This is a genomic window from Winogradskyella algicola (assembly GCF_005869935.1).
GTDB lineage: Bacteria > Bacteroidota > Bacteroidia > Flavobacteriales > Flavobacteriaceae > Winogradskyella > Winogradskyella algicola.
On sequence record NZ_SZQF01000002.1, the window covers coordinates 51,970 to 69,891 of the forward strand.

Here is a 17,922-nt window from a genome sequence, read left to right on the forward strand (position 1 = left end):
ACAAATGTAACGATATATATGAAGATATTACTCGTTGGAGAATATAATAGAACCCATTGGAATTTAAAAAAGGCACTTCAAACAATGGGACACCAAGTCACAGTTATTGGCTTTAGAGATGGTTTTAAAAAAGTTGATGTAGATATAGAACTAAAGGATACATTAAATTCTAAATTTTTAAAAAAGTTAAGGGTTATCACCTATAGAATATTAAAGATAGACCTCCTTAGTTTTTCAATAAAACGCCAAATAAAAAAAAATAAAGAAGTACTCTCAAATTGTGACATAGTACAATTTTTGAACGAAACACCTTTCTATATTGATAAAAAAAGCCAACTAAAACCTCTTAACTGGTTAACAAACTGGAACAAAAAATCTTTCTTAATATCGACAGGCATTGATTACATAAGTGTTTCATATGCTTACAATAAGAAATTTAGATATTCCATTTTAACACCTTATTTTGAGGGAAAGGTAAACGAAAAAGATTTTGAGATAATTTTAGATTACAAGTCTAAAACACAAAAGCGCATTTCTGATTTTATGATTGATAAATGTTATGGAATTATATCTAAGGATTTAGATTATCATATTCCTTTACTGGGTCATCCTAAATATCTAGGAATGATTCCTCATTCTATAGATCTAAATCTCCTTGAATATAAAACACCTATTGCAGAAGGTAAAATTGTGATCTTTCATGGTATTAACACAACTAATTATTACAAAAAAGGTAATGATCTGTTTGAAGCTGCTTTAAATAAAATCTCAAACAAGTTTGAGGACAAAGTAGAAATTTTGACATGTAAAGATCTACCCTATGAAACATATATTAAAAGCTTTGATAAAGCTCATATCTTATTAGATCAAGTTTATGCATACGATCAAGGTTTTAATGCCTTAGAGGCAATGGCAAAAGGTAAAGTTGTTTTTACCGGAGCTGAAAAAGAGTGGTTAGACTATTATAAAATCGAAGAAGATACCATAGCCATAAATGCCTTGCCTAATGTAGACAAAATCGTAGAAAAACTAGAGTGGTTAATACTAAACCCTGACAAAATAATAAGTATCTCAAAAAACGCTAGAGCATTTGTAGAGAAACATCATAATCACATAAATTGCGCTAAACAATATCTAGAATTTTGGACTAAAGCTTAGGAAATCTGAGCTCTAAAGAAATTCTGGTTAAGTCTTTGTTTTGATTAATTGCTGCACCATGAATTAAAAATGGAGTAAATATTAATGCTTCACCTTCTTTAGGGTTTGGTCGTCTCATTGACATTATACCGTTAGATGTTTCTAAAATACATGGCACATGATAGATATTACCATTAATTTTTGCGCCTTTATTCTCAGTTCTTAAAATTTCATTTTCTGGTAATAAATGACTACCAGGTAAAACAGGTAAAGATGATTTTTTATTACAACCACAAATTGGCAACCAAACATTTATTATATCTTCCCAGTAACTTAAGTATCCATCTCTATGAGGTGGGTTAATATCTAAAGAATCAGGTCTGCTTATTCTAATTTGTATATGTGTTTTTTTTAGTTCCTCTACCCAAGAAGTAAGTTTATATCCCAATATATCCCCAAATCGCTTGGTCAGTAAATCAATATCAAAATCAAAATCGTCAATCTCTAAATTCCGTGTGATAGAAATTATTTTATTGTGTAATTCATTTGTAGTTACATATTTATGGTAATCCTCCAACACAAAACTTGAGTCATTTATTTCAATGTTATTTTCTTTTAAGGCATTTATAATTATTTTTTTTATTGATTTTTTTAGTATATCAAACTCTTCATTTCTAAATGCTTCAACGACTTTAAACCCTTCTTTTTGCCAAGGCATTTTTGATATTACGTTATTTTCTTTTTTGTATAGTAGTTTATTTTCTCCCCAAAAAAAGTCACCTTCAACATTAAACTCAAAAGCCTCTTCATCTATATATATACTACATGTCTTCATTCTTGTATTCTGATATGTTATTTTTACTAAAGTATTTTTTAACAACTAATAATACTATTATAAAATATATTATATATCTTACTAAATGCGCTATAACAACACCTTCCGTACTAAAATAATTGATAAATAAGTTTGTTAGCACATAAAATAAAATAAGCGAAATAATCTCCGTAATCACAAAACTTTTTACCATTCGTTTTGCTAAAAATTGATGTGCTAAAATAAGACTACAAAGTCTTGTAAAATCACCTAACAGTTGCCATTTAAACAAAGGCTCCATACCCTTAAAATCTGGGTATATAATATCTATTATTACATTACGTAATAGATAGACCAAAATCATACCCAACCCAAAAATTGGTAAAATGGTTTTGTAAATATTAACAACTTCGTTTTTAAATTCTTCTTTGGTATAAATATTAGCAAATTTGGGAATGACATATAATGTAAACAACCCAGAAGCAAAAACCATATAATTTTTTGATATAAAACTCACTGCAGTCCAATAGCCTGCCTCATTAATATTTATTTTATCTTCTATGAGACTGATTATGCTTAATTCTATATAGTTGAGTAAAAATGTGGAAACAAATGACATCAAAGTAAATGCCAACAGACTATTCTTATAATCTAAGCCTAACCGTAACTTCTTAAAGTCAACAAACTGTTTTAAAACTTTTCCAAACACAACGACAATTACTCCTAATTGAATTACCGGAGCAATAGCTATGGCCAAAATAGCAAACTCTAAATTTGCTTTGTAAAGTGCAATGACTAGAAGTATTGCTGCCAGTAGGTAACTTATCATTTCTATTCTGGCGTAGTTTTTATATTCTGATAAGCCATTTACTATACCATACAAAACTCTGTTTAAAGCAATAAAAGGCACTATAAAAGCAATAATTTTAAAAACATATTTAAAATCATCAGATTTAAATAAAATTTCAGAAAAATAACCAGATCCAAAGAAGAGCACAGTTCCTGAAATAAAAGAACCTATAAGAACAAATACTGTAGTTGTAGAGAAGAGTTTGTTTAGTTCTGCCTTATTATTTTTGTGTTCGGCGACATATTTTACTATACCATTAAAAATTCCAAGAGATGAAATACTGGTTAGCATGCCCATGATATTTCTAACCTGCCCTATTCTGGCAATTCCTGTTTCTCCAAAAGTTGTAGATAGCAACCATTGTGTAAAACCAGAGATAACAAGTCTTACTGTAATTACAACTGCATTAAGGGAGGTAATCTTAAGCACAATATTATCTCTAATAAATCTAGGAATTTTCATGCTCAAAATTTTTAGAATTCGTCTATTCCTTCATCATTTATAACACCAAATAATGAACTACCAAAAATAAGTAAGACTATACCAAAATGCATCAAATAACTAAGACAATGTCCCATCACAGCGCCTTTTAATCCAAAAGCATCAATGAGATAAATACTAGAGAAGTACATGATGACAAATAAGAATATCTCTATAATAATAAAATGCGTAAACATTTTTTTAGCCAGGAATTTATAAGCAATAACCATAGACATTACACGCATAAAATCACCTAGAATCTGATAACCCATTAAATCTTCTATGGGTCTAAATTCTTCAGTAAATAATAAAGTAACCAACAAACTTCTACTAAGGTAAATGACACCTAATATTAGTGCAAAAACAGGAAGAACCGTTTTATAAAAACTGAAGACTTCTTTTCTAAACTCGGTTTGAGTTTTTAACTCAGCGAATCTTGGCAAAATATACAATGCCATTAATGAGTTAATAAACATGAGGTAGTAATCTGAAACTCTTGTTACAGCGGTCCAATAACCAGCCTCTTTTATGCCTATTTCAGAAATAAGATAATTTCTAATAATAATATATACTATTGGCAATGCGATTGAAGATACCAATGCCATAATCATATTTGGACTTAAGTTTCTGAGTACAGAAAACTGAATATCAGTTATGTTTATTATTGACATTAAATTTTTTCTAAAGGCAATTCCAACTATTGTAATGAGAAGATTAAGCGCAGGTGTAATAACAACTGCGATTAATGCACCATCAATATTTTCTTGCTTTATTAAAAGAAGCGTAACTAACAGACCTAATATTTGACCTGTAATATTTATAACCAATAAGATCCGATACTTAGAAAAGCCATTCATTATGGCAAATACGAACATGTTTAATGAGTAAAACGGAAGTACTATAGCCATCGTTTTTATGACATAAACATAATTGTTATTGAAAAAGATCAATTCATTAATAAACTCAGCATTGTAGTAGCATAAAAAAGCCAATATGAGTGATGCGAAAAATCCAAAATAAAATACAGTAGATAGCGTGTTGGTTAATTCTTTCACATTATTTTTATGCTTACCAATAAGTTTAACAAAACCATTGTAAAGACCAGCTATTGATATGGACTGTATGGTACTGAGGAAGTTTCTTAAATTACCGATAAGCGACATACCTTCAGGTCCTATAAAAACTGCTATAAACTTTGATATGAGAATTCCTGCAAGAATCTTAATACTAATATTGGCAGTATTAAGACTAGCAGCTTTTACTAAAACTTCATTATTTATGTAGTGAAAAAACTTTTTCAATTAATAAGCATTTATAACCTCGATCACAGTATTTACTTCTTCATCAGATAACACTGGACTTATTGGCAAACTTATAACTCTTTTATGAATTTGTTCGGTTATAGGAAGTTTTAAATGAGAAAATCTTTCTAAGGCTTTTTGCTTATGAGGTGGAGTTGGATAGTGAATTAACCATCCTATTTTGTGTTGATTTAAATACTTTATAAAATCCTCCCTATCATCCACTTCAATCACAAATGTATGAAACACGTGATTTTCGGAACCATCATAAAAAGGTAAAACCAATTTAGGGTTTTTTATCTTTTCAAGATAGCTCCTCGCTATATCTCGTCTTTTTGAATTATCAGCATCTAAATATTTTAGTTTTATACTTAAAAAGGCAGCTTGTAAATCATCCAGCCTACTGTTATATCCTATAACTTCGTTTTCATATTTTATTTTGCTACCATAATTCCTCAAAAGCAAAATTGTCTCGTACAATTCTTTATCATTAGTTGTTACTGCACCTCCATCACCTAAAGCACCCAAATTCTTACTTGGGTAAAAGCTAAATGCAGCTGCATGGCTCAAATTACCGGCTTTTGGGCATTGGTTATTAGGTGTTGGGTGTTTTGAACTCACAGCACCATGTGCTTGGGCAGCATCTTCAATTAATAATAAATTATGCCGATCTGCAATAGCTTTTAATCCTTCGAATTCTGCTAACTGACCATACAAATGCACCATTACAATCGCCTTAATGTCTTTCGTTAATTTAGACTCCAAATCTTCGCTAGAAAGATTATAAGTTTCACTATTTGGTTCAACTAAAATAGGTTCTAATTGCGCGTGTAGAATAGATAGAATGGTTGCTATATAAGTATTAGCAGGTACAATAACTTTATCTCCAACTTTAAGTCTCCCTATTTCTATATAGCCCTTTAGAATAAGTGTTAATGCGTCTAAACCATTTGCAGTCCCAATACAATAGTTTGTACCGCAATAGTTGGCAAATTCATTTTCAAATGTCTTAACGTTAGGACCAAGTATATAATACGATGTATCTAATGCCTGAGCAAACGAAGCTTTTAGCTCTTCTCTATATCTATCATTAATTTTATGTAGGTCTAAAAAGGGGATCATACCTGTTTTGCATTTTGAATAAAATTCGTCAATTCGAGTGGTTTTTCAGAATGAAATGATGAAAAATTGCATCGAGAATCGAATTTTACTGTAAAAAAACTTATTCTCGATACTTTTTCTTGCAGAAAAAACTCGAACTGACGGTTGTTTGAACAATAGCCAATTAAAACTCTCAACGGATTAATCATATAAAAAGATTCTCTAAGAGTTTATAGTTTTCTGTATCAATCTTGTAGAATCCTTGAGTTGTAGAGCGCGCTCCAAAACCTTCTTTCCAATATTGCAGCCCTTCATTTATATTTTGACCGTCATTTTCATTAGAAATGCCAAAGTTAAAATAAGATTTATCAGCAAAAACCACCTCTAAAAGGTGATGATGTAAAAAATCTAAACTTCCTAGTGTATTTTTATCCGAATTCCCAGAAATATACTGGCTATGTGCTACATGTTTTGTTTCAAAAATTGTAGTACCTGCTACAATTATATCATTATGGTATACATTGAATTGTCTTATTTTATCTGGAAATCTGGATTTTAAAAGTTGAATTTCTTCCAAGCTATGTACTGGTTTTACATCATGCTTGTTATCTAAATTGGGCATTAATATTTCATTCCAAAACTCTTTAAATTCATCAACTTCTTTAACTATCAGATTATTTTTCTGACCTCTTTTGTAACCATTTTTTCTACTTCTATTATAAAGTTTGAATTTTAGTTCTAATGTAGAATGCATATCCATGCGTTGTAGTTGTGCCTTTAGTTTAAAACACAAATAAGCTAATGGATTATTGGTTTGGTTATCCAAAAAAACAAAGGGTAACTCTTTTATGACAAGATTTTTTATTCCATTTTCAAGCAGATGTTCTAAAACCGTTTTTAAAATCCCAATAAATTCTTGATTCTGTAAAGTTGATTTGTATATCAAACTACCATAAGTTAAACCTTGATGAGAATACACAGTATTTTTGTCCTTATTTGCTGGCAACAATGCTATTAATTCATCATCCTTAAATAACATTAAGGAATAATCTTGAAATCTATCGCTATGATAGTCCATAAAATCTCTAAGGAATAAAAATGTTTGTTGATTACTTCCTAGAGTAAATCTATCCCAATCATTTTTATGAGATGGTTTATATTGTAAAACCTTGAAGTTTTGCATCTATCAAAAATAATCTTAATTATTTATTTAACGATTTAGTAATCGGTTTTTTAAAACAAATTTACCTCACTTGAAAAAATTAATTAAGCATATTTAATTACTAGTTTTAATACCTTTACACATACATAGATAATAGAATCTAGATATGTACAAAACCAGCACAAAGCATCTAAAAAAATCAACATACTTACTTTATCCTATTTACTTTGGTGTTTTTTTATTTTGTGTACAAAGCGAGCCTATATATTCGCCAGACACTTACAGCTACTTAAATGCCATGCCTTACAGGCAAATGGGTTATGTTGTTTTTTTTAAACTCTTTACAACTATTTTTGGGTCGCATTGGGATAGTGCTGTTGTTGTTATTCATACTATATTTAGCCTTAGCGCCGTGCATTATTTCTTTTTGAAAGTTTCAAAGCTTTTTAAGCTGAGTTTACTTTTACAACTTTCAATACTAATAATCTTATTATTCCCATTTTTTCCACCATTAAGTATTCTAAATAATTTAGTTTCTGAAGGACTTGGTTACGGATTGTATCTTCTATTCATTTCTATTGGAATAGAAATACTATTCAACAATAAACGGCATTATTTTAAATATTATATTCTTGTTTATCTCTTACTGTTTTCGGTAAGAAGTCAATTTATGTTTTCAACCTTAATCTTCGCTGGAACCTATTTCATTATGTACAGAAAACAGATTTTAAGAAATAAGCATCTAATAAGTCTTATACTTCTGTTTGGTGTAATTCTTATAGCTGGTCTTGGTGAACGTACTTACCATAAGTTAAAAGACGGTTTCTTTAAGCCAACTCCTTTAGGCTACACAAGCGCATCCACTGCACCTATTTACTTATCTAAAAAGTCAGATTATAAACTCATAAAGGACAAAAACTATAGAGAAATCTTTATAAGAAGTTTTGACACTTTGACACATAAAGATTTATTAGTTAGACCAGAATTCTCAACTGAGGAAGCTTATATGTTTTTCCATAATAATCTACCGAAGATTTGTAACCAAACTATAAGGCAACAAGGAGTAGATTACTATTTTAAAAATCATAGACCTAAGGGTTGGGATATTGATAAAATTGTGGCTTACTCTTTTTTTGAAACAGAAGCGGCTTGTAAGGATTTCACTAAAGTTTTGATCCTAAATAATTTTCAACAGTGGTTAAAACTCTACTATGTTAATATCACTTATGGATTTAAATCACAATTGTTATTATGGTTAATTGTGATTATATTCTTTACAAGTCTTATAAAATCATGGATTACAAGTAATAGAGATTACCTAATTATTTTCTTATTATCGTCACTCATCTTATCCAATGCTATGTTTATTGCTTTCGCTTCACATTCTATTCAACGATACTTATTTTATAACTATGCTTTAATTTTTTTGTTGTTTATTAGCATTTATAACCTTAAAAGAAGTGGAAAAAAATCCTGAATTATCTATTGTAATGCCTTGTCTTAATGAGGCTGAAACTTTGGAGACTTGCATCAAAAAAGCTCAAAGTTATTTTGATACTCAAAAAGTTGATGGAGAAATAATTATCGCTGACAATGGTAGTACTGATAGCTCGATTGAAATAGCCAAAACTAATAATGCTATTGTAGTACACGCCAAACAAAAAGGTTATGGAAGTGCACTAAAAGCAGGTATAGAATCTGCAAACGGCACTTATATTATTATGGGAGATGCGGATGATAGTTATGATTTTAGTAATCTTTCTCCATATCTTGACAAGTTACGAGAAGGTTATGATTTGGTTATGGGAAATCGCTTTAAAGGTGGTATTGAAAAAGGCGCTATGCCGTTTTTGCACAAATACCTCGGCAACCCAGTTTTGTCTTTTATAGGAAGATTATTTTTTAAGATAAACATTGGTGATTTCCATTGTGGTTTAAGAGGGTTTTCAATAGCTGCTTACAATAAAATGAATCTCAAAACTTCAGGAATGGAGTTTGCCTCAGAAATGGTAGTAAAATCAAAATTAAATAACTTGTCTATTACCGAAGTACCAACGACCTTAAAAAAAGATGGCAGAAGTAGAAAACCACATTTAAAAACCTGGAGTGATGGTTGGAGGCATTTGCGTTTTTTAATGCTCTATGCGCCTAATTGGGTGTTTCTTTATCCTGGTATTTTATTAGCATTTGTTGGAATGCTATTATCCTTACTATTAATTTTAAAACCTATAGAGTTTAACAATATAACCTTAGATGTTCATACTCTATTATATGCATCATCATTCTTATTAGTAGGATTTCAATTCATCATTTTTTATGGTCTAACAAAAGTCTTTGCTGTTGAAAATGAACTGTTACCAAAGTCTAATCGTTACAATAAACTTTTTAAAATTATAAATCTCGAAAAAGGTTTAATCATTGGGTTTATATTTTTACTTGTTGGAATATTATTAAGTCTTAAAGGGTTGTCTATATGGCAAAACACAGAATATGGAAGTCTAGACACATCTACGACTTTACGCCTAATTATTCCAGCAATTACATTTTTGCAATTAGGTATACAAACAATATTGTTTAGTTTATTTTTTAGTGTATTAGGATTGAAAAAGTAAAACTAATCTATTTTTTCAAATACAAACAAGTTATTTAGACCCAACTGAAAAGGCTTATATTTAAGAAGTCTAAATTGTTCTGAATTAAATAATTTAGGAGTCTCTTTGGCCCTGAATCCATAATGTTCATCTAGAGACATACCATCAATTAGCCTCAACTTAGATAAAATATTTAAAATATTATCTACAAAAGGCGATGGAACGGTTATTATTACTCTCCCATTTAATTCTAAGCAATCATATAACCTATCATTTAATTCGGATTGTTCTTTTTTTGGTATATGTTCTAAAACAGCTAACATGGTTACACAGTCAAACTTTTCTCTTTGGGGTAAATCTTGAGGAAACCTACCTGGTATGAGCTTATATCTAGATTTAATAATTACATCCTTTAACAATGGATCTAAACCAACTCCAAAATCGATGGGCTTCCGCGAGAGTCTTTCAAAAAAAGTAATATCAAAAGCTCCAATATCTAAAACTCTATCGTAAGGTTTTATATATCGCTCAGCTTTTTTAATTCGCCAATCTCTTAAAAAACGATCTAAGAGCTTCATAAATGATTTGTTGATTAATTCAAATTTATAAGAAAAAAAGAGAAACGCCCTAAAGCATTTCTCTTTTAAATAGTACTCAATCATACCATTAGATTCTGAAACAAGTTCAGAATGACAGGTCTTTTTCTACAAACTCTTGTTTCGCTTACGATCTACCTCTTTCAATAAGATTTTACGTAGTCTTAAATGATTTGGTGTTACTTCAACGTATTCATCTTTTTGTATGTATTCTAAAGCTTCTTCTAAAGAAAACTTAATTGCAGGTACAATCTTAGCTTTATCATCTGCACCTGCTGAACGTACGTTACTTAACTTTTTAGTTTTAGTAACATTAACCGTCATATCATCGCCACGAGAATTCTCACCGATAACTTGTCCTTCGTAGATATCTTCTCCTGGATCTATAAAGAACTTTCCTCTTTCTTGTAATTTATCAATTGAATACGGAATTGCAGTACCGTTTTCCATAGATACTAAAGAACCATTTAAGCGTTCAGGAATTCCACCTTTTAATGGTTGATATTCCTTAAAACGATGCGCCATAATAGCTTCACCTGCTGTTGCTGTTAGTAATTGATTACGTAAACCTATAATACCACGAGAAGGTACTATAAATTCACACACCATACGGTCGCCTTTGGCTTCCATACTTAGCATTTCACCTTTACGCATCGTTACCATTTCAATGGCTTTACCAGATACATTTTCTGGTAAATCAATCGTCATTTCTTCAAAAGGCTCGCACTTTACACCGTCAATTTCTTTAATGATCACTTGTGGTTGACCGATTTGTAGCTCGTAACCTTCACGACGCATTGTTTCAATTAAAACTGATAAGTGCAATACACCACGACCAAACACCATAAACTTATCAGCACTATCAGTCTCCTCTACTCTTAACGCCAAGTTCTTTTCTAGCTCTTTAGTAAGGCGTTCTTTTATATGTCGAGAGGTTACATATTTACCATCTTTACCAAAGAAAGGCGAATCGTTAATGGTAAATAACATACTCATTGTAGGCTCATCAATAGCAATGGTTTTTAAACCTTCAGGATTTTCAAAATCTGCAACAGTATCACCAATTTCAAAACCTTCTAAACCAACAATGGCACAAATATCCCCAGTCTGTACTTCGTCTACTTTTAAACGCCCTAAACCTTCAAAAGTGTGAAGCTCTTTAATCTTACTCTTTACGATAGAACCATCTCTCTTTACCAAAGAAATTGGTTGACCAGCCTTTAACGTTCCTCTAGTTAAACGACCAATAGCGATACGTCCTGTAAAGCTTGAAAAATCTAAAGAAGTAATTAGCATTTGAGTTGTACCTTCTTCAATTTTTGGCTCAGGAATATGCTCTATCACCATATCTAACAAAGGCTCAATATTTTCAGTTGGCTTTTGCCAGTCTTCACTCATCCAGTTGTTCTTTGCAGAACCATAAACTGTTGGGAAATCTAATTGCCACTCTTCTGCACCAAGTTCAAACATTAAATCAAACACTTTTTCGTGTACTTCTTCTGGTGTACAGTTTTCCTTGTCTACTTTATTTACCACGACACAAGGTTTTAAACCTAAATCGATAGCTTTTTGTAACACAAAACGTGTTTGAGGCATTGGTCCTTCAAAAGCATCTACTAAAAGTAATACACCATCAGCCATATTTAACACACGTTCTACCTCACCACCAAAATCGGCGTGACCAGGTGTATCAATAATATTGATTTTAGTGTCTTTGTAAACCACAGAAACGTTCTTAGACGTAATGGTAATACCTCTTTCACGTTCCAAATCATTGTTATCAAGGATTAAATCTCCTGTATTTTCGTTTTCACGAAACAATTGACAATGGTACATAATCTTATCTACCAAGGTGGTTTTTCCGTGGTCTACGTGCGCAATAATTGCAATGTTTTTAATCTTCGTCATAACTGATGCTGATTTTAAGCGCGCAAAGGTACATCATATTCCTTTCAAATCGTTAATTATATGTTATATTTTAAAAATGAGACAATTTCAGTTTGTATCTTGTAGTTATAGAATTGATTAATAGTAAAAGCCTTCTCATCAACCGCTAATTGGGCTATTTACGTCTGAACCCTTAATTTTTAAAACAGATGAATGCAATTAGCAAGTACACCAAGTTTATTCCATATCTTTATTTTATTAGCATAGTTGCTTACTGGTTTACCATGGTTAATAGAAGCGAAGGTATTTCTGCATATCCTATTTTATTGTTTGCTATTCCATTTTTATGGCAACTTATAAAGCCCAATAGAAAACTTAATTTTTCTCTAGGCATTGTATTCGTTTGCTTATCTTCTTACTTAATACTTGCCTATTTGTTTAATATACTTAATATTATGAATTGGTCAGAATCAGCTCAACGCTTATTATTTTATGGTGGCGTTTTAGTTTTTGGAAACTTTGTAATGTCACTGTGGATTATACGAAATAGTATTAAAAAGGTTTTTTGATTTTTATATCTTTAAAGTCTAATAAACCCAAATTATACTTTGAAAAAAATCAATTTTCTTTCGAAAAAGTTAAAAATCTTATGCTTAAACATATTAATTATAACTTTTTTCGGATGCTCATCTGAAGATGAATGCACCAAAACCATCACTTTACAACAAGTGTATTTAGTTGGCAATCAATATTACTACAATGATATTGAACAAGAAGTGCCTTGTAATTTTCCTGAGCCAGAAGACCCAGAGGTTATTGATCCTCCTAAACTTGAGAATTTTTCTTATCAAATTTTAAGTTTTAATTACGAGCCAGACACAGGAAACAATTCTTCGTTATTACAATTTGAAATTCAATTAAATAACAATAACGATTTTGATGTTAATGGAATTCCATACTTTACTGTGTTTACTAATATTGAATTTTCTACGGCTTACTACATGAATGACGCTTCAAATTCTTGTCTAGAAATACCTGCAAATTCTAATTGTGTCTTTACGTATAATGTAGAAGAACCTACAAATAACGTTGGTGTATCGGATAACTTTGAAATTTTAAATGTTGAATATATTATTACCAACTAAATTAAGAAGATTATAAGAGCGCTATGCGTATACATATTAATAGTATCTTTGCAGCCTAACATTTAAGCCATAAGTTTTGACAACAATTCCTAAATTAAAACATACAAATTCTGATAATTTCTTTTTGCTTTGTGGCCCTTGTGCTATTGAAGGTGAAGATATGGCATTGCGTATTGCAGAAAAAGTGGTTTCGATTACTGACAAACTAGAAATACCTTACGTTTTTAAAGGTAGCTTTAAAAAAGCCAATCGTAGTAGGATTGATAGTTTTACAGGAATTGGGGATGAAAAAGCCTTAAAAATATTGAAGAAAGTTTCGAAAACTTTCGATATCCCAACTGTAACAGACATCCATGAAGTTTCTGATGCTGCTAAAGCTGCTGAATATGTTGATGTTTTACAAATTCCTGCTTTTTTAGTGAGACAAACAGATTTAGTTGTTGCGGCTGCTAAAACAGGTAAGGTTGTAAACCTTAAAAAAGGGCAGTTTATGAGTCCTGAATCTATGAAACACGCTGTACAAAAAATAAAAGATTCTGGTAGCGATAAAGCTTGGATTACCGATAGAGGCACTATGTTTGGGTACCAAGATATGATTGTAGATTTTAGAGGTATACCAACAATGCGTCAGTATGCACCTACGGTTTTGGATGTAACACATTCTCTACAGCAACCTAACCAAACTGTTGGAGTCACTGGTGGACGACCAGATATGATAGAGACCATTGCAAGAGCTGGTGTGGTAAATAATGTAGATGGACTATTTATAGAAACACATTTTGATCCTGCTAATGCTAAAAGTGATGGTGCTAATATGTTACATTTAGATAATCTTGAAGGGTTACTGACGCGTTTGGTCGCAATTAGGACGACCATTAATTCTTTATAATCTACTTTTGTACTGAGACATTAGTTGTTAAATGGCAAATCAACTGTTTATGATAAAACCATTAACTTCTTTGCGATTTGTGTTTGCATTGATGGTTTTTGTCTCGCATCTTGGCTTTGTCAAAGAAAAAGATAGTACTCTAGCTTCTATATTTAATAATATATTTTATCAAGGTTACATAGGCGTAAGCTTCTTTTTTATTCTGAGTGGCTTCATACTCACTTATAGATACCAAGATGAATTGCTAAATGGTAAAACATCTAAAAAATCGTTTTACAATGCTAGAATAGCAAGAATATTTCCTTTGCATTTGTTAACTTTTTTAATAGCTATACCTTTAACATTTTATGAGTTTGCACAAGATAAACTTCTATATGGTATACAAGCATTAACAAACGTCACTTTAACACAAAGCTTTGTTCCGAATAGATTTATCTATTATTCGTTTAATTCACCATCTTGGAGCATTTCAAACGAAATGTTTTTTTACCTTCTTTTCCCTCTAATTATTGTATTCTTTTCAAAACATAAACAGTACTTCAAGGTTTTTGTACCGTTAATAATAATTCTCATACCTGCTTTATCGCTAATAATTCCTGAAACTTATCATCATCAACTATTTTATATAAACCCTTTATTTAGGATTGTTGATTTTATTATTGGAATACTTTTATACATAGTTTTTAAACATTATAAAGAGACGAAAACGCACATTAATTTCACCTATTTAGAGATTATAACAATTCTGTTATTCGTTATATTTATAGCATTCCATAAATTCATTCCAGAAGTTGCAAGATATTCCTATTATTATTGGATACCAATGAGCTTATTAATTATTGTATTTGCATTTCAAAGCGGAAGCTTATCTAAGCTATTATCACACAAATTCTTTATGCATCTTGGACATATCAGTTTTAGTTTTTATTTATTTCATCAACTAATAATTAGATATACATTAAAAATCAATTCTAAGTTTTTTGATTTTGAGAACGACGTATTACTTATAGTCTTTATGTTTATAATGACTGTTGTAGTTAGTCATTTTAGTTTTATTTGGTTTGAAAAACCAATGAATAGATACTCAAAAAATCTTTTACAAAAACTAAAATTAGGCTTTAAAACTAATTAATAACTATGACAAGTAGGTTTTTATTTTTTCTTACCGAGAATAAGCTTAAACGGATTCGTATTAATTTCTAATTGTTTTTCCAGCACATAGACTATTACCTCGTCATTAATATCTTCTACAGATTTGTAACGTAATGAGCGAATAGATTTTCTATTTGTGTCAATGAAGTGCTCTGTATATTTTTCTAGTTTTTCAAAATGCCAAAAAGCAAAATCCACATAGTCTTTAGATTGGTTAAGGAAACAAATAGGAATACCATTATTATAGTAAAATGGAATTCGCCATTTGTAAAGTAGTTCTGCATTTGGCAGCACTGCTTCAATGATGACTTGAAGTTGCAGCAAGATAGATTTATAAGGCTCCTCTTGTTTTAGGATATAGGCTTCTGATGGATTCAAAATTGGAATAATTTTTGACTAATTTAGTAATATGAGAACAATCTTACTAGTCATATTTTTATTTTCAACTTGGTTTAGCTTCACACAGGACTATACTAAAATTGATTCTATAGTGTCTACATATCCTAACAAGTTTGAATCGATTGAAATATTTACAAATAAAATCAAATCGGATTTTAAAACTGATTTAGAAAAGATTAGAGCAACCTATTATTGGATATCAAATAATGTAAGGTATGATTATAAAAGTGCTAATAACCAGAGAAATAGTTCTATGTCTTTCTCTAGTGAAGAAAGATTAAGTCAATACCAAAAAAATTATGCAGAGAAAGCTATAAGGAGAAGATTAGCTGTATGTGAAGGCTATTCTCAGTTATTAAAGTTTAGTTTAGAAAGATTAAATATTAAATGTGTAGTTATTTCTGGTTATGCTAAAACAACAATAAGAGATATTGGATGGATATCTAAAGACACTAACCATGCATGGAATGCGGTTTTCCTAGATAACAAATGGCAATTAATTGATGCTACTTGGTCTACAGGTAGTAGACCAGACCGACCTAATGAATTTAGTTTCAGGGACGTCTATTTTTTAATTAATCCTAAACAACTTATATGGAGCCACAGACCTGAAAATGATAAATGGCAATTACTGGATATTATCATTAATCAATCAGCTTTCTTTTACGCACCAATTATTCATGCTGGTTATTATAATTCTGGCTTAGAACTAACAAAAATGCAAGGACTAATAAAACCAAAAGAAAACATACTAATAGAATTCGATACAATAAATGAGGAAAATCAATACTACTATCAGTTTAGCGAAGATTCATTAAATCTAGAACCAATAACATTTGTAAAAAAAGGCGAAAAGTACATCGCACAAATCCCTTACAATAAAACTAAGGGAGAAAAACTAGTAATTTTTAGTGACTATAAAGCTTGCCTATCATTTAAAATCATTTAAAACAATCCCAAAATTCCCAAAACCAAAAGTGCAATACCAATTATAGCCTTAAACGGCATTAACTTCTCAGATAACTTGCGTAGGCTTGATTCGAGAGCTGGCACTTTACCAAAAACATGAGTAAGCAACAATACACCTCCTAAAACACTCACAATACCAATTACGCTAAATTTTAAAATTGGCAGCACAACAAGTGCACCTCCAATTACGGTCTGAAATGGCGTTAAAAACCCAGCTATTTTATTAAAAAAGTTACTCTCACCATCCCATTTATCTAACGTTGCTAGTCCAAGTAGTATACCACCAGAAATATTTGCTATTGTTAAAAGAAGTCCTATCATAATGTCCTAATTCTTAATTCTTAAAACATAAATTTAGTTAATATCTTCTAAAATTGTTTTGTTAAAATCAAATTTATTTATTTACTTTGTATTTCAAAGTACTTTTAATTATGAGCAACGAAGACTATCTAAAAGACATTAGCGAGATTAAAGATTTAATGAATAAATCGTCGCGCTTCATATCACTAAGTGGCTTATCTGGCATTTTAGCAGGAGTATACGCTTTAATTGGTGCTGCTGTTGCCTATTGGTTAGTTATAAACCATAGCGGAGGTCTTCTTTACATTTTTCATGGTTGGGTATTTTGGACCTGTATGGCAGTGCTAGCAATGGTTGCTATTCTCAGTGTAATAACTGGAATTATACTTACAACACGTAAAGCAAAAAAAAACAATGAAAAAATTTGGGATAATTCATCGCGTAGACTCCTACTCAACTTTTTAATACCACTTGTTGTAGGTGGTATATATTGCCTTATTATTTTAGATCAAGGAAGATATGGGCAAACTGGTGGCTTAATGCTCATATTTTATGGTTTAGCTTTAGTGAGTGCCTCAAAGTATAGTTTAGGTGATATTAGATATTTAGGATATATTCAAATCGTACTTGGATTAATTGCCAGTTATTATCCTGGTTATGGCTTTTGGTTATGGGTTATAGGATTCGGAATAATGCATATTGTTTATGGTACTTGGATGCATTTTAAGTATGATTCTAAATAGAAATCTATATGAAACGCTTCAAATCATTAATAGTACTAATGCTTTTTACCCTTATTTTTGCTTGTAATAGCAATACAGGGAAATTTTTAATTACTAACAAAAGTAATTTTGACGTAGATTCTTTATCAATATTACCAGATAGTGAGAAAGCATTAATAAGAATAAAACAAGGCGAAAGCTTAAGGCATAATATTAATATGAATGAAGTAAAAACTGATGGTAGCTATCTTATTTCTTTTAAAAATGAAACAACTAACCAAACAATAACAAGAGCTTTTGGCTATTATACCAATGGCTATCAAACTGAACATATTATAAACATTAAAATAATGAATGATACCATTTTGATTAATAGTGAGTTTAAACATTTGTACTAAAAAACTGAGATTCCTGCCTACTCAGAAAA

19 protein-coding genes are annotated in these 17,922 nt (G+C 30.6%); 10 read left to right on the forward strand and 9 right to left on the reverse strand.

Annotation, left to right across the window (positions count from 1 at the left end):
* Positions 1 to 18 precede the first annotated feature (18 nt).
* Positions 19 to 1,158, forward strand: coding sequence for a glycosyltransferase (locus FC091_RS04680; RefSeq protein ID WP_138433119.1), 1,140 nt, complete (start codon positions 19 to 21; stop codon positions 1,156 to 1,158).
* Here FC091_RS04680 and FC091_RS04685 read toward each other — a convergent pair.
* From FC091_RS04685 to FC091_RS04705, 5 genes are all read right to left on the reverse strand, one after another.
* Complete coding sequence (locus tag FC091_RS04685) at positions 1,148 to 1,972, reverse strand: phytanoyl-CoA dioxygenase family protein (RefSeq protein ID WP_138433120.1); 825 nt, start codon at positions 1,970 to 1,972, stop codon at positions 1,148 to 1,150. The genes FC091_RS04680 and FC091_RS04685 overlap by 11 nt on opposite strands.
* The gene (locus tag FC091_RS04690; RefSeq protein ID WP_138433121.1) at positions 1,959 to 3,263 is read right to left on the reverse strand and encodes an O-antigen translocase; all 1,305 of its coding nucleotides are present in this window, start codon (positions 3,261 to 3,263) and stop codon (positions 1,959 to 1,961) included. The genes FC091_RS04685 and FC091_RS04690 overlap by 14 nt, the downstream gene beginning before the upstream one ends.
* An 11-nt stretch (positions 3,264 to 3,274) precedes the next feature.
* Positions 3,275 to 4,582 carry an O-antigen translocase gene (locus tag FC091_RS04695; protein WP_138433122.1) on the reverse strand — a complete coding sequence of 436 codons (1,308 nt, stop codon included), beginning with the start codon at positions 4,580 to 4,582 and terminating at the stop codon, positions 3,275 to 3,277.
* Positions 4,583 to 5,704 (reverse strand): DegT/DnrJ/EryC1/StrS family aminotransferase, encoded by a 1,122-nt coding sequence (locus tag FC091_RS04700; RefSeq protein WP_138433123.1) that lies wholly within the window; start codon positions 5,702 to 5,704, stop codon positions 4,583 to 4,585.
* 184 nt (positions 5,705 to 5,888) lie between these two features.
* Positions 5,889 to 6,866 (reverse strand): GNAT family N-acetyltransferase, encoded by a 978-nt coding sequence (locus FC091_RS04705; protein ID WP_171032461.1) that lies wholly within the window; start codon positions 6,864 to 6,866, stop codon positions 5,889 to 5,891.
* Positions 6,867 to 7,011: 145 nt separating this feature from the next.
* Between FC091_RS04705 and FC091_RS04710 the strand changes: the two genes are divergently transcribed.
* Together FC091_RS04710 and FC091_RS04715 are read left to right on the forward strand one after the other, a co-directional pair.
* Positions 7,012 to 8,322 (forward strand): hypothetical protein, encoded by a 1,311-nt coding sequence (locus tag FC091_RS04710; RefSeq protein ID WP_138433124.1) that lies wholly within the window; start codon positions 7,012 to 7,014, stop codon positions 8,320 to 8,322.
* A complete protein-coding gene (locus tag FC091_RS04715; RefSeq protein ID WP_246035801.1) occupies positions 8,306 to 9,457 on the forward strand; it encodes a glycosyltransferase family 2 protein in 1,152 nt (383 codons plus the stop codon). Before FC091_RS04710 ends, FC091_RS04715 begins: the two co-directional genes overlap by 17 nt.
* A 2-nt stretch (positions 9,458 to 9,459) precedes the next feature.
* Here the strand turns inward: FC091_RS04715 and FC091_RS04720 are convergent, their stop codons facing one another.
* Positions 9,460 to 10,014 carry a class I SAM-dependent methyltransferase gene (locus FC091_RS04720; RefSeq protein ID WP_138433125.1) on the reverse strand — a complete coding sequence of 185 codons (555 nt, stop codon included), beginning with the start codon at positions 10,012 to 10,014 and terminating at the stop codon, positions 9,460 to 9,462.
* A 126-nt stretch (positions 10,015 to 10,140) separates the two neighbouring features.
* On the reverse strand, positions 10,141 to 11,940 hold the full coding sequence (gene typA, locus FC091_RS04725) for a translational GTPase TypA (RefSeq protein WP_138433126.1): 1,800 nt from the start codon (positions 11,938 to 11,940) through the stop codon (positions 10,141 to 10,143).
* A gap of 188 nt (positions 11,941 to 12,128) precedes the next feature.
* On the opposite strand from typA, the gene FC091_RS04730 reads away from it, so the two are divergent.
* The 4 genes from FC091_RS04730 (at position 12,129) to FC091_RS04745 (ending at position 15,085) form a co-directional block, all read left to right on the forward strand.
* On the forward strand, positions 12,129 to 12,488 hold the full coding sequence (locus FC091_RS04730) for a hypothetical protein (protein WP_138433127.1): 360 nt from the start codon (positions 12,129 to 12,131) through the stop codon (positions 12,486 to 12,488).
* 39 nt (positions 12,489 to 12,527) lie between these two features.
* Complete coding sequence (locus FC091_RS04735) at positions 12,528 to 13,064, forward strand: hypothetical protein (RefSeq protein WP_138433128.1); 537 nt, start codon at positions 12,528 to 12,530, stop codon at positions 13,062 to 13,064.
* A gap of 85 nt (positions 13,065 to 13,149) precedes the next feature.
* Positions 13,150 to 13,953, forward strand: a complete 804-nt coding sequence (gene kdsA / locus FC091_RS04740) for a 3-deoxy-8-phosphooctulonate synthase (RefSeq protein ID WP_171032475.1) — start codon at positions 13,150 to 13,152, stop codon at positions 13,951 to 13,953.
* A 49-nt stretch (positions 13,954 to 14,002) separates the two neighbouring features.
* The gene (locus tag FC091_RS04745; protein WP_138433130.1) at positions 14,003 to 15,085 is read left to right on the forward strand and encodes an acyltransferase family protein; all 1,083 of its coding nucleotides are present in this window, start codon (positions 14,003 to 14,005) and stop codon (positions 15,083 to 15,085) included.
* A gap of 20 nt (positions 15,086 to 15,105) precedes the next feature.
* Here FC091_RS04745 and FC091_RS04750 read toward each other — a convergent pair whose 3' ends face one another.
* On the reverse strand, positions 15,106 to 15,483 hold the full coding sequence (locus tag FC091_RS04750; RefSeq protein WP_138433131.1) for a DUF1801 domain-containing protein: 378 nt from the start codon (positions 15,481 to 15,483) through the stop codon (positions 15,106 to 15,108).
* Between the two features lie 31 nt (positions 15,484 to 15,514).
* On the opposite strand from FC091_RS04750, the gene FC091_RS04755 reads away from it, so the two are divergent.
* Positions 15,515 to 16,453: a transglutaminase domain-containing protein gene (locus FC091_RS04755; protein WP_138433132.1), complete on the forward strand. Its 939-nt coding sequence runs from the start codon at positions 15,515 to 15,517 to the stop codon at positions 16,451 to 16,453.
* Here FC091_RS04755 and FC091_RS04760 read toward each other — a convergent pair.
* Positions 16,450 to 16,794: a hypothetical protein gene (locus tag FC091_RS04760; RefSeq protein ID WP_138433133.1), complete on the reverse strand. Its 345-nt coding sequence runs from the start codon at positions 16,792 to 16,794 to the stop codon at positions 16,450 to 16,452. The genes FC091_RS04755 and FC091_RS04760 overlap by 4 nt on opposite strands.
* Positions 16,795 to 16,904: 110 nt before the next feature.
* Between FC091_RS04760 and FC091_RS04765 the strand changes: the two genes are divergently transcribed.
* Together FC091_RS04765 and FC091_RS04770 are read left to right on the forward strand one after the other, a co-directional pair.
* Positions 16,905 to 17,516, forward strand: a complete 612-nt coding sequence (locus tag FC091_RS04765; protein WP_138433134.1) for a hypothetical protein — start codon at positions 16,905 to 16,907, stop codon at positions 17,514 to 17,516.
* A gap of 8 nt (positions 17,517 to 17,524) precedes the next feature.
* Positions 17,525 to 17,893 (forward strand): hypothetical protein, encoded by a 369-nt coding sequence (locus tag FC091_RS04770; RefSeq protein ID WP_138433135.1) that lies wholly within the window; start codon positions 17,525 to 17,527, stop codon positions 17,891 to 17,893.
* The last annotated feature ends 29 nt before the right edge of the window (positions 17,894 to 17,922 follow it).

What these genes read in the sequence shown, in the direction of transcription:
- FC091_RS04710 (WP_138433124.1), top strand. Translation starts at nt 7,012, where the DNA reads ATGTACAAAACCAGCACAAAGCATCTAAAAAAATCAACATACTTACTT.
- FC091_RS04690 (WP_138433121.1), bottom strand. Translation starts at nt 3,263, where the DNA reads ATGAAAATTCCTAGATTTATTAGAGATAATATTGTGCTTAAGATTACC.
- FC091_RS04720 (WP_138433125.1), bottom strand. Translation starts at nt 10,014, where the DNA reads ATGAAGCTCTTAGATCGTTTTTTAAGAGATTGGCGAATTAAAAAAGCT.
- FC091_RS04705 (WP_171032461.1), bottom strand. Translation starts at nt 6,866, where the DNA reads ATGCAAAACTTCAAGGTTTTACAATATAAACCATCTCATAAAAATGAT.
- FC091_RS04760 (WP_138433133.1), bottom strand. Translation starts at nt 16,794, where the DNA reads ATGATAGGACTTCTTTTAACAATAGCAAATATTTCTGGTGGTATACTA.
- FC091_RS04745 (WP_138433130.1), top strand. Translation starts at nt 14,003, where the DNA reads ATGATAAAACCATTAACTTCTTTGCGATTTGTGTTTGCATTGATGGTT.
- FC091_RS04765 (WP_138433134.1), top strand. Translation starts at nt 16,905, where the DNA reads ATGAGCAACGAAGACTATCTAAAAGACATTAGCGAGATTAAAGATTTA.
- FC091_RS04700 (WP_138433123.1), bottom strand. Translation starts at nt 5,704, where the DNA reads ATGATCCCCTTTTTAGACCTACATAAAATTAATGATAGATATAGAGAA.
- typA (WP_138433126.1), bottom strand. Translation starts at nt 11,940, where the DNA reads ATGACGAAGATTAAAAACATTGCAATTATTGCGCACGTAGACCACGGA.
- FC091_RS04770 (WP_138433135.1), top strand. Translation starts at nt 17,525, where the DNA reads ATGAAACGCTTCAAATCATTAATAGTACTAATGCTTTTTACCCTTATT.
- FC091_RS04680 (WP_138433119.1), top strand. Translation starts at nt 19, where the DNA reads ATGAAGATATTACTCGTTGGAGAATATAATAGAACCCATTGGAATTTA.
- FC091_RS04755 (WP_138433132.1), top strand. Translation starts at nt 15,515, where the DNA reads ATGAGAACAATCTTACTAGTCATATTTTTATTTTCAACTTGGTTTAGC.
- FC091_RS04685 (WP_138433120.1), bottom strand. Translation starts at nt 1,972, where the DNA reads ATGAAGACATGTAGTATATATATAGATGAAGAGGCTTTTGAGTTTAAT.
- FC091_RS04730 (WP_138433127.1), top strand. Translation starts at nt 12,129, where the DNA reads ATGAATGCAATTAGCAAGTACACCAAGTTTATTCCATATCTTTATTTT.